This is a genomic window from Nitrospirillum guanabarense, assembly GCF_034653355.1.
Classification (GTDB): Bacteria; Pseudomonadota; Alphaproteobacteria; order Azospirillales; family Azospirillaceae; genus Nitrospirillum.
This window is the reverse complement of the sequence record NZ_JAYEER010000001.1, coordinates 682,038-695,542: the sequence shown is the minus strand read 5'-3', so window position 1 is coordinate 695,542 and position 13,505 is coordinate 682,038. Positions and strand designations below refer to the sequence as shown.

The following is a 13,505-nucleotide window of genomic DNA, read 5'->3' as shown; positions in this document are numbered from 1 at the left end:
CTGAGCTTTATAGACATCGAACAGGGGAACCCGACCATGATGCACCGCCGCCTGCTGTCCGCCCTGGCCGCCGCCGCCGCATTTGCCCCCGCCGTGGCCTTCGCCCACCCTGGCATGCCCGGCCACACCCATGGCTTCACCGATGGCTTCGCCCATCCCTTCGGCGGGCTGGACCATCTGGCCGCCATGACCGCCGTGGGCCTTTGGGCTGGGCAGCAGGCCAAAGGGGGGCAAGGCAGCCGAGCGGTGTGGCTGTGGCCCCTGGCTTTCCTGGCCCTGCTGGTCGCCGGTGCCGCCGCCGGCGCCAACGGCCTGGCGCTGCCGGGTGTCGAGTGGGGCATCGTCCTGTCGGTGGCGGCCCTGGGCTGGCTGACGGCCTTCGGCGCGCGATTGCCCTTGGCCGCCGGCGCCGTCCTGATCGGCGCTTTCGCCCTCTGCCACGGCGCCGCTCACGGGGTGGAGATGCCGGCGGACGCCGATGGCCTGGCCTACGGCCTCGGCTTCGTCACCGCCTCCGCCGTCCTGCACCTCACCGGCGTCGCTCTGTCCCGCCTGGCGGAACGCAACGGCCTGTCCCTGGCCCCGCGCCTGGCCGGCCTGGGCATGGCCGCCATGGCGCCGCTGTTGCTGGCGGTGTGATGAGGCGTCTGGTTCTCCTCGGTGCGCTGGCCGCCGCCCCGGCGATGGCGGCCGATACGCCGCGTTGGGTGGCCAATGGCGACAAGGCCGGCCTCGCCCATGACGGGGCGGGGGAGTTTTCCGGCATGGCGCTGAGCTGTGAGGCCGGCCCCCTTACCCTGTGGCTGGAAACCGACTGCGGTGGGGACGACACCTGTCCCGTGGCCCTGGTCCTGGATGGCCGGCCCTTGCCCCTGGGCGTCGGACGGTATGTCGCCGATGGGATGAGCGGCGTTCTGGTGCCCTTCCCGACCGCAGCGCTGGACCGCCTGGGCCGCGCCCGCCGCCTTCAATTTCGCATAGGATCGGCAGTGAGCCCGGCAATCACCACCGAGGGCCTGGCTGGGGCGATGAGTGCGCTGGTAGCCGGCTGCGCGGTGTCTTAGCACCCCACGCCCACGGCATAGAAATGCCCGCCCAGCGCAGTGCGCACGCGATAGCCATAGGGGCAAGCGAGGTCGGTGTGCTCGATCCGCGTCTTCCAGGAGGCGGATTGCCGCTCGGGCGGCAGGGTGACCTCATCGCTCTCGTCATAGACCAGGCTGGTCGAGGCGACGATGAAGCCGCCCCAGCCCCAGACCAACAGCTTGGGCTCGCCGGTATCCGGCAGGGCGCGGACCTGGGCCAGGTACGAGGGGCGTCCCTTGGCGAAGTGCAAGCGGTCCCCCAGTGACTGTGCGCCACCCATGACCAGGCGGGGTTGAACCACCGTCACCAGGAAGGCCAGGGGCAGTATCGCCAGGGATACGGCGCGCCCGGGCCGCCCGTCACGGCACGCCCGCACCGCCTGACTTGCCGCCCCCATCGCAGCACCACACCAGAGCGCGAGGAGCGCCAGCAGCGCCAGGGCGTCGAACGGTGGTTCCCACTCCAGCGCGGTGTCGACCAGCACCAGGCCGGCGAAGAGGACGGCGGCGGCCAGGATGGGCCAGATGGCGGGACGGTCGGGTGTGAGGGCGACGGTACTCATGAGGCGGCTCGGACGGTTGATGGACAACCGCCACGCTAACCGTGTTCTACCTGGGGCCGGTGCGCATTTTCTCCGAAAGGCCAAGCACTTACTGTGCAGGATCTGTGCAGGCCGGGCCCCAGTTCTCCCCTACCTTATTGAGCCGACTTACCCTGCTGCGGTGCGCTCGACTGCTGTGCTTGCCGGTTCTTCTCCACGGTGGCGATGGCCTGGGCGATACCTTCCCGCAATTCACTGCGCCCCTTTCGGGCCACATCGTCCCACTGATCCCGGGGGATGGTCAGGGGTTGGGCAGGGGCATTGTTATCCATGCCCATGGAGCGGCGCATGGCCCCCAGCCCGTGCAGGGCGATCCAACGGTGGTCGTAGTTGTAGGGGGTGGTCTCGTCCCATTTAATCACCCGCTCAATGATGGCGGTCAGTTTCGCCGTATCGTCGAACTGGGCCTTGCGCAACTCGTTGGGAAGGGTCGCCACGAGGGCGCCCACACCGGCCCCGGCGGAGGCATCGGTGCACAGCCTGGCGTCGAAGGTGGTCCGCAGCCGGCCCGCGTTCATCCAGAAAATGGCGCCATCGACGTCGCCCTGCTGGAACAGGATGCGGGCCAGCGGGAAAAAGACGGCCGGCGGATAGTCCTGCGACTTCTGCTGGATGGTTGCCAGCAGGGCATCATTTTCATGGCCCTGGGTGGCACCCAGCTTCTGCATGACGGCGATGGTCGGCTGTGTGTCGATCTCCGCGTATTCATTGCCGGCCAAGGCGGCAGAGGGTGCGGCGAGCAGGCACAAGGCCAAGGCTACGAAAATTGTCAAGCGATGCAGGTCGCCATTTTTAAATAAAAGCAAAAGCGCACCTATGTTAATAGCGAGTGAACATAATATTTATCTAATATCAAAATATTCTATTCGGCCGGGCGCCACAACACTTCCCGTGTTGCCGGAACCACGGTGATGGCCTGGCGCTCCAGTGTCGCGCGTAAGGTCGGCCTTATATGTTCCGCCGGCATGAGCGTATAACCATGGCGGCGGAACCAGGGGCCATTCCAGGGCGGTGCCCGGAAGGTGGTCAGTGTCAGGGCCTCGGCGCCCAAAGTCCGGGCGCCGGTGAGGGCTTGGGCCAGCAGGGCGGCCCCGATGCCCCGCCCACCGGCCTCGGGCGCCACCGAAATATTGGCGATGTATAGCTGGCCGTCCTGCGGCTGCAGCAGGATGAAGCCGGCGGGTCGTCCCGCGTGCTCGGCCACCCACACCGTGCCGGCCGCCAGGCGTTCAAGCGCGATCGGTGGGCGGCCGGCGACGAAGGCCAAGTCCGGCCAGGCGGCGTAGCGGCGGCGGGCGGCGGCCTCCAGCGTTTGCAGGGCGGGCAACTCGTCGGCTGCGGGCGCGCGCAGCGTCACGCTCACGGCTTGGGGCGCCCACTATGCGCCGCCACCCAATCGGTGATCAGGTCCAGGGCCACGGGCGCGATCGTCTCGGGGATGCGGGCGTATTCGGTGGGGGCGCCGGTGTCGGCGGTCTGGAACATGTGGTTCAGGCCCGGCACCTCGCGCACCTCGGCCTTGGGGTCGTCGGCCAGGGCCGCGCGCAGGGCCGGCAGGTTCTCAGGGGCCGAGACCTGCAGGTCCCTGGACCCCACCAGGGCCAGAACGGGCAGGCGCAGGGTACGCAGCGCGGGGGCGGGATCGTAGGTCAAAAACCAGCGGTACCAGGGCTTGGTCACCGCCTCGATCACCGCTTCGGACGTGGCGATGCGGTTGTCGCCGCCCATCATGCCGCCCTGCAGCAGGATGCGCAGGCGGGCGCGGGCGCGTTCCGGATCCGGCTCGTCCTTCACGATGGCGTACTCGCGGCGGTCCATGTCCACCAGGCGCTCGGCCCCGGACGCCCCCACGCCGGTGGCCCCGGCGATCAGGCGCTTCTGGTTCAGCAGGATGGTTTCCCCATCCACGCCCGGGCCGGCCATCAGCACCAGCCAGGCGATGGTGGGGTCGCGGCTGGCCACCATGGGGGCGATGAGCCCGCCCTCGCTGTGGCCGATCAGGCCGATGCGGCGCGGGTCGATGTCGGCGCGGCCGCGCAGATAGGCGACACCGGCGGCGGCGTCGGTGGCGAAGTCGGGCGTGGTGGCGGCATCGAAATCACCGGTGGACTGGCCCACGCCGCGGTCGTCCACCCGCAGCACGGCGATGCCGCGCCGGGTCAGCGCGTCGGCCAGGACCAGGAAAGGCTTGTGGCCCTCGATGGTCTCATCGCGGTCCTGGGGGCCCGATCCGGTGATCAGCAGCGCGGCGGGGAAAGGGCCCTTGCCCGGCGGCAGGGTCAGGGTGCCGGCCAGCCTCACGTCGGGCGCCGCCGGGTTGCCGTAGGCCACGCTGACCGCGCGGTAGGGGAAGGGTGGGCGGGGCACCTGGGGCCGCGCCTGTTCCGCCTGAATCTGCGCCGTGGTCAGGCGGGTCAGGGCCAGCGGGCGGGCCTGCCGGGCCTGCCGCCAGGTACCGGTCAGGGTCTGCCCGTCGGCCGACAGCGTGCCGGTGTAGCCGCCCAGCACGGCCGGGATGTCGAAGGTGACGGTGTCGCCCTCCCGGCTGATGCTGGGGATGGGAAGGCCCATCACCTGCTGGTCGACGCTGTCCAGCGTGCCGGCCAGGGCGGGGGCGCCGCCGGCGGGGCCGGGGGCGGCGGTGACATGGAACTCCAGGCGCAGGCGCGTCAGCCCGGTGTCCAGGGTGCCCCGCCAGTCACCGGTCAGGGTGGCGGCGGGCGCCGGCTCCACCACGCCGGCCTGCGCGGGTACGACGCCGGACAGCGGGCCGCCGGTGAAGGCGGCCCACAACAGCACCGTCATCCACATCCATGCCCGCCACCGCGCCATCATCCGCACCCAGGCTCGCCGTCCTTCGCCCGTCAACCAGCCCCATTAGCGTGGGGTCGGTTGGCGGTGCTGTCCAGAGGGTAAGAGGGGATGCGCCGCCCGTGTGTTCAGGCCTGGACCACCGCCGGCCGGACCTGGGGTTGGAACCGGCGGGTGGCCAGGATGCCGGTGCCCAGGAACAGCAGCAGCAGGATACCCTCCGCGGCGCCGAAGGGCGGCTCGCTGCCTGTGGGCGCCAGCGCGTGCAGGGCCGGCACCTTCAGGAAGGACTGGGCGACGGCGACGAAGGCCAGCAGGAAGACGCTGGCGGTGAGGCCGGCGGCGTAGATCCAGCGCCACGCCCCACGCAAACCGAAGGCGTAGAGGGCGGCGCCCGTCACGACCAGGATCAGCAGAGACAGCGCCCCCACGCCGTGCGAGGGAAGGAAACCGGTGAAGGGAAAGCCGAAGCCGGTGATGTCGGTCAGGACGGCCGCCGCCAGGTAGCACGCCGTCAGCGCCGGCGGCACCCGGCCGATGAACAGGCCGGCGATCAGAACCAGCCCGGCGGCCAGGGCCAGCAGGCTGAGGTCGGTATGGAAGCCCACGTAACTGGTTGGATCGAACATGGTATGGTCCCTGTTCCATGAGACGGCGGTTCGGAGCCGCTTGGCTCCAATTTGCGCCCTCTCCCACGCGCGGTCTTGTATCAACGGACCCTGTTCACCGATCATGCGCGGGACGCGGGCGCCCGGGAACGAGGCCCGGGCCAAGGGGGGCGCGGACGGCATGATCGACAAGCTGGAATTCTTCATCGCGCTGGCCAGGGAACAGCATTTCGGCCGCGCGGCGGAGGCCTGTGGCGTCACCCAGCCCACCTTGTCGGCCGGCCTGAAGCAGTTGGAGGACCAGTTGGGCGTGCTGCTGGTCAACCGCGGCGCCCGTTACATGGGTCTGACGCAGGAGGGGGAGCGGGTGCTGGACTGGGCCCGCCGCATCGTGGGCGACGCCCGCGCCATGCGCCAGGAGGTACGCGCCCTGCGTCACGGCCTCAGCGGCCACCTGCGCATCGCCGTCATCCCCACGGCCCTGGCCATGGTGCCCATCCTGACCACGCCCTACCGCGAGCGGCATCCGGGCGTGCGCTTCACCGTGCTGTCGCGCACCTCCATCGAGATCCTGCACTTGCTGGAAGGGTTGGAGATCGACGCCGGCCTGACCTATTTGGATAACGAGCCCCTGGGCCGCGTGCGCACCGTGCCCCTGTACCGCGAGCAGTACCGCCTGCTGATCTCCCGCGACAGCCCGCTGGGCGCCCGCACCCAGGTCAGCTGGGCGGAGGTGGGGGAGATACCGCTGTGCCTGCTGACGCCCGACATGCAGAACCGCCGCATCATCGACCGGCTGCTGGCCATCGCCGGCGCCACCTCGGCCCCGACCCTGGAATCCAATTCCATGATCGTGCTGTTCTCCCATGTGCGCACGGGCAAGTGGGCCAGCATCATGCCCGAGGTGCTGACCACGGCCTTCAATTTCCCGGAGGAGATCCGGGCCATCCCCATCGTCGACCCGGCGGCGGTGCACGATATCGGCCTGGTGGTGCCCTACCGCGACCCCATGACCCCCCTGACCGCCGCCCTGGTGGCGGAGGCCAAGAAGGTGGCCCGCACCTTTGGCGAGCCCATGGCGCCCTGACGGTCGCGCCCCGGTCGATCTGTCGTAACGACATCCGGCCGGCCGATAAAAAACCCCGGGAGGCGGCGGCCATCCCGGGGGTTCTGGTTTCGGATGTGGTGGCCAGATGGGCTGTCCCCCGGCGCGTCAGGCGGAGCTATCAGTTCGACGCCACCAGCTTCTGACGGACGTCGGCCAACAGCGCGCGGGCCTCGGCCCGGCGGCCGGCGTCCCACACGGGCTGGGTCACCGACACCGGCGCTTCCAGGGCGTGGGCCAGCACCTTGGCGAGCCGCTCGTACTCGCCCTGCTGCGACAGGAACTCGCCGTAGAAGTAGTTGGATTCCAGCCCGTTGGGGCTTAGCGCGATGCCGCGCTCCAGATACTTGCGGGCCTTGCTGTCGCTGCCGAAACCAATGGGGAAGCCCGGCATCAGGTAGTAGAGCGAACCCAGGTTCACGGCCGAGGCGCCATCCAGGGCGGTCGGGTCTATCTTGTCGGCCTGTTCGAACAGGTCGCGGGCTTGGCGCACCAGCTCCAGCGAGCCGGCGTTCTGCTCATAGCCGGCGATGCTGCCCAGGATCAGGGCGGTGCCGATCAGGGGCTCCGCCCGACCGGGATAGCGGCTCCGTAGGTCGGTGGCGCGGACCAGCAGGTCTCGCATCTTCAGGGCCTGGGCCTTGTCGTCGTGCATCTGGTACTTGATGACCGACCAGTCGCGCAGCAGTTGCGTCACGTCCTGCGCCATCGCCGGATCGGTGGGCTGCACGGCCGGGACCGTCGCCGTCATCGCGGCCGGGCTGTCGACCGAGGCGGCCTGCACCGCGATCGGAGCCGTCAGCATCAGGCTCAGCAAGGTTGATGTCGCAACTAAAATACGCGCACGCATGATCCACGTCCCAGTGACGGGCGTCCTGTTTGGGCGTCCTATGTGGTTTCGATGTGCCGCGGGGGCCGGGCGGATGCGGGCCGGGCGGCGTGATAGAAGTTTTCTATCGCAACATGGAACGGCTGCGTTGATTATGGTCCGGCGATAGCCAACTTCTAATGACAGGGAGATTGCCTGAGAAGTGAGGCCGCTGCTGTGACGTCTGCCACAACAAGTACCGCCTGGGACCGTGAAAAGGCCGCCGAAGTCATTGCGGCGCACCAAAATCTTGAAGGGCCTGCATTGCCGATACTGCATGCCTTGCAGGAGACCTTCGGCCATGTGCCCCAGGATGCGGTGCCCATGCTGGCGGACGCGCTGAACCTTTCCCGTGCGGATGTTCATGGAATCGTAAGTTTTTACCACGACTTTAGGGAGGCCCAGGCCGGCCGCCACGTCGTGAAGCTGTGCCGGGCCGAGGCCTGCCAGTCCATGGGCGGCCATGCCTTGGCGGAAGGCTTGCTGCGCCGCCTGGGTCTGGAATGGGGCGGCACCACCGGCGACGGGCAGGTAACGATTGAGCCTGTCTATTGCCTGGGCCTGTGCGCCTGCGCCCCGGCGGCCCTGATCGACGGCCGTCCCCTGGGGCGCCTGAACCGCGAACGGCTGGACGCCGCCGTGAACGAGGCCCGCAACGATTGGTCGACGCCATGAGCACCCGCATCTTCATTCCCCGCGACGTCGCGGCCCTGGCGGTGGGCGCGGAAGAGGTGGCGCGCGCCGTGGAGACCCAGGCCGCCGCCCTCGGCACCGCCGTCACCATTGTGCGCACCGGTTCGCGCGGCCTGTTCTGGCTGGAACCGATGGTGGAGGTGGAAACCCCCCTGGGCCGCATCGCTTATGGCCCGGTGCAGGCCGGCGACGTGGCGGGCCTGTTCACCGCCGGCTGGCTGACGGGCGCCACGCACCCCTTGCGTGTCGGCCGGCCGGAGGACCATCCCTTCCTGGCCCGTCAGACGCGGCTGACCTTCGCCCGCTGCGGCATCGTCGATCCGCTATCGGTGGAGGATTACAAGGCCGCCGGCGGTTATCGCGGCCTGGCCAAGGCCATCGAGGTGGGCGGTGCCGCGACGGTGGAGGCGGTGACCAAGTCCGGCCTGCGCGGCCGTGGCGGCGCCGGTTTCCCCACCGGCATCAAGTGGAAGACGGTGCGCGACGCGGCGGCGGACCAGAAGTACATTGTCTGCAACGCCGACGAGGGCGACAGCGGCACCTTCGCCGACCGCATGATCCTGGAGGGCGACCCCTTCTGCCTGATCGAGGGCATGACCATCGCCGGCCTCGCGGTGGGGGCCACCCGAGGCTACATCTACTCCCGCTCCGAATATCCGCACGCCAACGCCACCATGCGGGCGGCGCTGGACATCGCGCGCGCCGCCGGCCTGCTGGGCCGGGACATCCTGGGCAGCGAGGTGGAGTTCCACCTGGAACTGCGGGTGGGCGCCGGCGCCTACGTCTGTGGTGAGGAGACGGCGCTGCTGGAAAGCCTGGAGGGCAAGCGCGGCGTGGTGCGGGCCAAGCCGCCGCTGCCGGCGCTGAAGGGCCTGTTCGGCCGTCCCACCGTGGTCAACAACCTGCTGTCCCTGGCCACCATCCCCGTGATCCTGGACCTGGGCGCCCAGCATTACGCCGACTTCGGCATGGGACGGTCGCGCGGCACCATGCCCATCCAGCTGGCCGGCAACGTCCTGCACGGCGGCCTGTTCGAGACGGCCTTCGGCCTGACCCTGGGGGAGATCGTGATGGAGGTGGGCGGCGGCACCAATAGCCGCCGGCCGGTGCGCGCGGTGCAGGCCGGTGGTCCCCTGGGCGCCTACCTGCCGCCCAGCCAGTTCGACACCCCCTATGATTACGAGGCCTTCGCCGCGCGCGACGCCCTGATCGGCCACGGCGGCCTGGTGGTGTTCGACGACACGGTGGACATGGCCCACATGGCCCGCTTCGCCATGGAATTCTGCGCCGAGGAGTCCTGCGGCAAGTGCACGCCCTGCCGCATCGGCTCCACCCGGGGGGCGGAGGTGGTGGACCGTATCCTGGCGGGCCGGGACGTGGCGGCCAACATCGCGCTGCTGGAAGACCTCTGCAACACCATGAAGTTCGGGTCGCTGTGCGCGCTGGGGGGCTTCACGCCCTATCCGGTGTTGAGCGCCATCCGCCATTTCCCCGAGGATTTCTACGGCCGGCCCCTGCCGGTCGCGGCTGAGTGAAGGAGGGTCCGGCCATGGGCTTGGTTCCTGAGATCGACTACGGCACCCCGCATCCCCGCGGCCTGAAGGGCGACATCGACGCCAAGATGGTCACCCTGACCATCGACGGCGAGACGGTGACGGTGGCGGAGGGCACCTCCATCATGCGCGCCGCCATGGACGGCGGCGTCACCATCCCCAAGCTGTGCGCCACCGACACGCTGGACGCCTTCGGCTCTTGCCGGCTGTGCCTGGTGGAAATCCAGGGCCGGGCGGGCACCCCCGCTTCCTGCACCACGCCGGTGGCCCCGGGCATGGTGGTGTCGACGCAGACGGAACGGCTGAAGCGCCTGCGCAAGGGTGTGATGGAGCTGTACATCTCCGACCATCCGCTGGACTGCCTGACCTGCGCCGCCAATGGCGATTGCGAGCTGCAGGACATGGCGGGTGCCGTGGGCCTGCGCGAGGTGCGCTACGGCATGGAGGGGGCCAACCACCTGGGCCAGGCCAAGGACACCTCCAACCCCTATTTCACCTTCGACCCGTCGAAGTGCATCGTCTGCTCCCGCTGCGTGCGGGCCTGCCAGGAGGTGCAGGGCACCTTCGCGCTGACCATCCAGGACCGGGGCTTCGCCAGCAAGGTCTCGGCCGGCATGGACGAGGACTTCATGGACAGCGAGTGCGTCAGCTGCGGCGCCTGCGTCCAGGCCTGCCCCACCGCCACCCTGATGGAAAAGTCGGTCATCGAGATCGGCCAGCCGGAGCATTCCGTCGTCACCACCTGCGCCTATTGCGGCGTGGGCTGCAGCTTCAAGGCGGAGATGCGCGGGACCGAGCTGGTGCGCATGGTCCCCTACAAGGACGGCGCCGCCAACCGCGGCCACTCCTGCGTGAAGGGCCGCTTCGCCTGGGGCTACGCCACGCACCGCGAGCGCATCCTGAAGCCCATGATCCGGTCCAAGATCACCGACCCGTGGCGCGAGGTGTCGTGGGAAGAGGCCATCAGCCACACGGCATCGGAATTCAAGCGCATCCAGGAGAAGTATGGCCGTGCCTCCGTCGGCGGCATCACCTCTTCCCGCTGCACCAATGAGGAGACGTATCTGGTGCAGAAGCTGGTGCGGGCCGGTTTCGGCAACAACAACGTCGACACCTGCGCCCGCGTCTGCCATTCCCCCACCGGCTACGGCCTGGGCACGGCCTATGGCACCTCCGCCGGCACGCAGGACTTCGACAGTGTCGAGGATACCGACGTCGTCATGATCATCGGTGCCAACCCCACCGACGGCCATCCGGTGTTCGGCTCCCGCCTGAAGAAGCGGCTGCGCCAGGGCGCCAAGCTGATCGTCGTCGATCCGCGCCGCATCGACCTGGTGAAGACCCCGCACATCGAGGCGGCCCACCATCTGCCATTGCTGCCCGGCACCAACGTCGCCGTGGTCACGGCCATGGCCCACGTCATCGTGACGGAGGGCCTGGTGAACGAGGCCTTCGTGCGGGAGCGCTGCGACTGGGACGAGTTCCAGGACTGGGCGGCCTTCGTCGCCGAGGATCGGCACAGCCCTGAGGCCATCGCGGACTACACCGGCGTGCCGGCGGCCGAGCTGCGTGCCGCCGCCCGCCTCTACGCCACCGGCGGCAACGCCGCCATCTATTACGGCCTGGGCGTGACGGAACACAGCCAGGGTTCCACCACCGTCATGGCCATCGCCAACCTGGCCATGGCCACGGGCAATCTGGGCCGGCGCGGCGTGGGCGTGAACCCGCTGCGTGGCCAGAACAACGTGCAGGGCAGCTGCGACATGGGCTCCTTCCCCCATGAGCTGCCGGGCTACCGCCATGTCCACGACGACGCCACCCGCGCCATCTTCGAGGACATGTGGAACGTGACCCTGGAGAAGGAACCGGGCCTGCGCATTCCCAATATGCTGGACGCGGCGGTCGATGGCACCTTCAAAGGCCTGTACGTGCAGGGCGAGGACATCGTGCAGTCCGACCCCGACACCCACCACGTCATCGCCGGCCTGAAGGCCATGGAATGCGTGGTGGTGCAGGATCTGTTCCTGAATGAGACGGCGGACTACGCCCACGTCTTCCTGCCCGGTTCCACCTTCCTGGAGAAGGAGGGCACCTTCACCAACGCGGAACGGCGCATCAACCGTGTGCGCCGGGTCATGCCGCCGCGCAACGGCTATGCCGACTGGGAAATCACCCAGCTGCTGTCCAATGCCCTGGGCTATCCCATGAGCTACGGCCACCCGGCGGAGATCATGGCCGAGATCGCGGCCACCACGCCGGGCTTCCGCAACGTGACCTACGAGATGCTGGACGAACGTGGCTCCGTCCAGTGGCCGTGCAACGACGACGCGCCCGAGGGCACGCCCATCATGCACATCAACGGCTTCGCCCGGGGCAAGGGCAAGTTCGTGCTGACGGAATACATCCCCACGGATGAGCGCACGGGCGCCCGCTTCCCCCTGCTGCTGACCACCGGCCGCATCCTCAGCCAGTACAATGTCGGCGCCCAGACCCGGCGCACCGCCAACAGCGAATGGCACAAGGAGGACAGGCTGGAGATCCACCCGCACGACGCGGAGAATCGTGGCGTGCGCGACGGCGACTGGGTAAAGCTGCAAAGCCGCGCCGGCGAGACCACGCTGCGCGCCCTGATCACCGACCGGGTGTCGCCTGGCGTGGTCTACACCACCTTCCACCACCCCATGACCCAGGCCAACGTGATCACCACCGATTATTCCGACTGGGCCACCAACTGCCCCGAATACAAGGTGACGGCGGTGCAGGTCAGCCCCAGCAACGGCCCGTCCGACTGGCAGGAGAAGTACAAGACCCACAGCGACCTCAGCCGCCGCATCGTCGGCACGGATGCCGCTGAATGACGGACCGCGTGACGCCGGTTCCCCAGGCCCAGGCCCCGCCGTCCCTGTCCCTGCCAGACGCCAGACGCCCCGCGACCCGGGTCGCCTGGCGCGACGGCGTCCCGATGGAGGGGACGCGCGTGGTGGCGGAGGAGACGGCGGTGGCCATCAGCTACGACAGCGCCGCCTACGCCGTGCTGATGGCGACCCCGCGCGACCTGGAAGACTTCGCCCTGGGCTTCAGCGTGACCGAGGGCATCATCACCGGCCGTGCGGACATCGCCGACCTGGACCTGGTGGTGGTGCCGGAAGGGGTGAATGTCCGCCTGTGGCTGGCCAAGACCCCGGGGGAGGCGCTGGAACGCCGTCGCCGGCGCCTGGCCGGGCCCATGGGCTGCGGCCTGTGCGGCCTGGAAAGCCTGGCGGAGGCGACGCGGGCCCTGCCGGTGGTGCCGCCGGGCTTCACCGTGGATGCCGACCAGGTGGCGGCCGCGCGCGACGACCTCGCCAACCACCAGCCGCTGTTCGAGGACACGCGCGCCGTCCACGCCGCCGGCTTCTGGCGCCCGGGCACAGGCATGGTGGCGGTGCGCGAGGATGTGGGCCGCCACAACGCGCTGGACAAGCTGGCCGGCGCCCTGATCCGAGGCGGCGTCGACGCCGCGGCCGGCCTGGTGGTGATGAGCAGCCGGGTGTCGGTGGAGCTGGTGCAGAAGGCGGCGGCCATGGGCGTGCCGGTGCTGGTGGCGGTCTCCGCCCCCTCCGCCTTGGCCATCCGCACGGCCGAGGCCGCCGGCATCACGCTGGTGGCGGTGGCCCGCCGCGACGGGTTCGAGGTTTTCACCCATGCCGGCCGGATCGTGCCGGGCGATGGGACGGAAGCGAAGCAAGGGAATACACGGCATGTCGCCTGACAAGCTGGTCTACATGGCCAATCAAATCGGCAAGTTCTTCACCACCCAGCCGGGCGACAAGGCGGCGGCCGGCATCGCCAACCATATCGCCAGGTTCTGGGAACCCCGGATGCGCCAGGCGATCCAGGCGTATGTGGCCCAAGGCGGCTCTGGATTGGACCCGGAGGTTCTCAAGGCAGTGGAAAGTTTGCCAAAAGTAAATTAGACTAACTGTGTAGAATAAAAATAGTACACCGGGGGGATCGGTGGCGCTCCTGAAAGGGCGGTCATCTGCTTTTTACTGGCCATAAATAAAGCGGGAGACGTCAATGAGTGTGGCAACTTCGGGCCCCACGGGTGGAAACTCGTCCGGCTCGATCCTGGATCGGGACCGAATAGTCGCGAAGGCGGGTTTTAATCGGTGGCTGGTGCCGCCAGCGGCGCTCGCTG

Annotated in this window: 14 protein-coding genes; 8 read left to right on the top strand and 6 right to left on the bottom strand. The window is 69.0% G+C overall.

Annotation, left to right across the window (positions count from 1 at the left end; all coding sequences use genetic code 11):
* Nucleotides 1–36 precede the first annotated feature (36 nt).
* Both UAA55_RS02895 and UAA55_RS02890 read left to right on the top strand, forming a co-directional pair.
* On the top strand, nt 37–639 hold the full coding sequence (locus UAA55_RS02895; protein ID WP_322951164.1) for a HupE/UreJ family protein: 603 nt from the start codon (nt 37–39) through the stop codon (nt 637–639).
* Nucleotides 639–1,064 (top strand): hypothetical protein, encoded by a 426-nt coding sequence (locus UAA55_RS02890; RefSeq protein ID WP_322951163.1) that lies wholly within the window; start codon nt 639–641, stop codon nt 1,062–1,064. The genes UAA55_RS02895 and UAA55_RS02890 overlap by 1 nt, the downstream gene beginning before the upstream one ends.
* Here UAA55_RS02890 and UAA55_RS02885 read toward each other — a convergent pair.
* From UAA55_RS02885 to UAA55_RS02865, 5 genes are all read right to left on the bottom strand, one after another.
* Nucleotides 1,061–1,648: a hypothetical protein gene (locus UAA55_RS02885; protein WP_322951162.1), complete on the bottom strand. Its 588-nt coding sequence runs from the start codon at nt 1,646–1,648 to the stop codon at nt 1,061–1,063. The two genes, UAA55_RS02890 and UAA55_RS02885, sit on opposite strands and share 4 nt — an antisense overlap.
* A 134-nt stretch (nt 1,649–1,782) precedes the next feature.
* Nucleotides 1,783–2,436 (bottom strand): hypothetical protein, encoded by a 654-nt coding sequence (locus tag UAA55_RS02880; RefSeq protein WP_322951161.1) that lies wholly within the window; start codon nt 2,434–2,436, stop codon nt 1,783–1,785.
* Between the two features lie 113 nt (nt 2,437–2,549).
* Nucleotides 2,550–3,050: a GNAT family N-acetyltransferase gene (locus UAA55_RS02875; protein WP_322951160.1), complete on the bottom strand. Its 501-nt coding sequence runs from the start codon at nt 3,048–3,050 to the stop codon at nt 2,550–2,552.
* Nucleotides 3,047–4,492: an alpha/beta hydrolase family protein gene (locus tag UAA55_RS02870; protein WP_322951159.1), complete on the bottom strand. Its 1,446-nt coding sequence runs from the start codon at nt 4,490–4,492 to the stop codon at nt 3,047–3,049. The genes UAA55_RS02875 and UAA55_RS02870 overlap by 4 nt, the downstream gene beginning before the upstream one ends.
* 134 nt (nt 4,493–4,626) lie before the next feature.
* Nucleotides 4,627–5,127, bottom strand: coding sequence for a hypothetical protein (locus UAA55_RS02865; protein ID WP_322951158.1), 501 nt, complete (start codon nt 5,125–5,127; stop codon nt 4,627–4,629).
* 160 nt (nt 5,128–5,287) lie between these two features.
* On the opposite strand from UAA55_RS02865, the gene UAA55_RS02860 reads away from it, so the two are divergent.
* Nucleotides 5,288–6,193, top strand: a complete 906-nt coding sequence (locus tag UAA55_RS02860) for a LysR family transcriptional regulator (protein ID WP_322951157.1) — start codon at nt 5,288–5,290, stop codon at nt 6,191–6,193.
* Nucleotides 6,194–6,332: 139 nt separating this feature from the next.
* Here UAA55_RS02860 and UAA55_RS02855 read toward each other — a convergent pair whose 3' ends face one another.
* On the bottom strand, nt 6,333–7,061 hold the full coding sequence (locus tag UAA55_RS02855; RefSeq protein WP_322951156.1) for a tetratricopeptide repeat protein: 729 nt from the start codon (nt 7,059–7,061) through the stop codon (nt 6,333–6,335).
* A 195-nt stretch (nt 7,062–7,256) separates the two neighbouring features.
* Between UAA55_RS02855 and UAA55_RS02850 the strand changes: the two genes are divergently transcribed.
* Genes UAA55_RS02850 through UAA55_RS02830 form a run of 5 tightly spaced genes read left to right on the top strand, consistent with a single transcriptional unit; the run spans nt 7,257 to nt 13,281 of the window.
* A complete protein-coding gene (locus UAA55_RS02850; protein ID WP_322951155.1) occupies nt 7,257–7,754 on the top strand; it encodes a formate dehydrogenase subunit gamma in 498 nt (165 codons plus the stop codon).
* The gene (locus UAA55_RS02845; protein ID WP_322951154.1) at nt 7,751–9,307 is read left to right on the top strand and encodes a formate dehydrogenase beta subunit; all 1,557 of its coding nucleotides are present in this window, start codon (nt 7,751–7,753) and stop codon (nt 9,305–9,307) included. The genes UAA55_RS02850 and UAA55_RS02845 overlap by 4 nt, the downstream gene beginning before the upstream one ends.
* Nucleotides 9,308–9,321: 14 nt before the next feature.
* Nucleotides 9,322–12,183, top strand: coding sequence for a formate dehydrogenase subunit alpha (fdhF, locus tag UAA55_RS02840; protein ID WP_322951153.1), 2,862 nt, complete (start codon nt 9,322–9,324; stop codon nt 12,181–12,183).
* Nucleotides 12,180–13,076, top strand: a complete 897-nt coding sequence (gene fdhD, locus UAA55_RS02835; protein ID WP_322951152.1) for a formate dehydrogenase accessory sulfurtransferase FdhD — start codon at nt 12,180–12,182, stop codon at nt 13,074–13,076. The genes fdhF and fdhD overlap by 4 nt, the downstream gene beginning before the upstream one ends.
* Entirely contained in the window at nt 13,066–13,281 is a 216-nt protein-coding gene (locus UAA55_RS02830) for a formate dehydrogenase subunit delta (protein ID WP_322951151.1), read from the top strand. The genes fdhD and UAA55_RS02830 overlap by 11 nt, the downstream gene beginning before the upstream one ends.
* Nucleotides 13,282–13,505 lie beyond the last annotated feature (224 nt).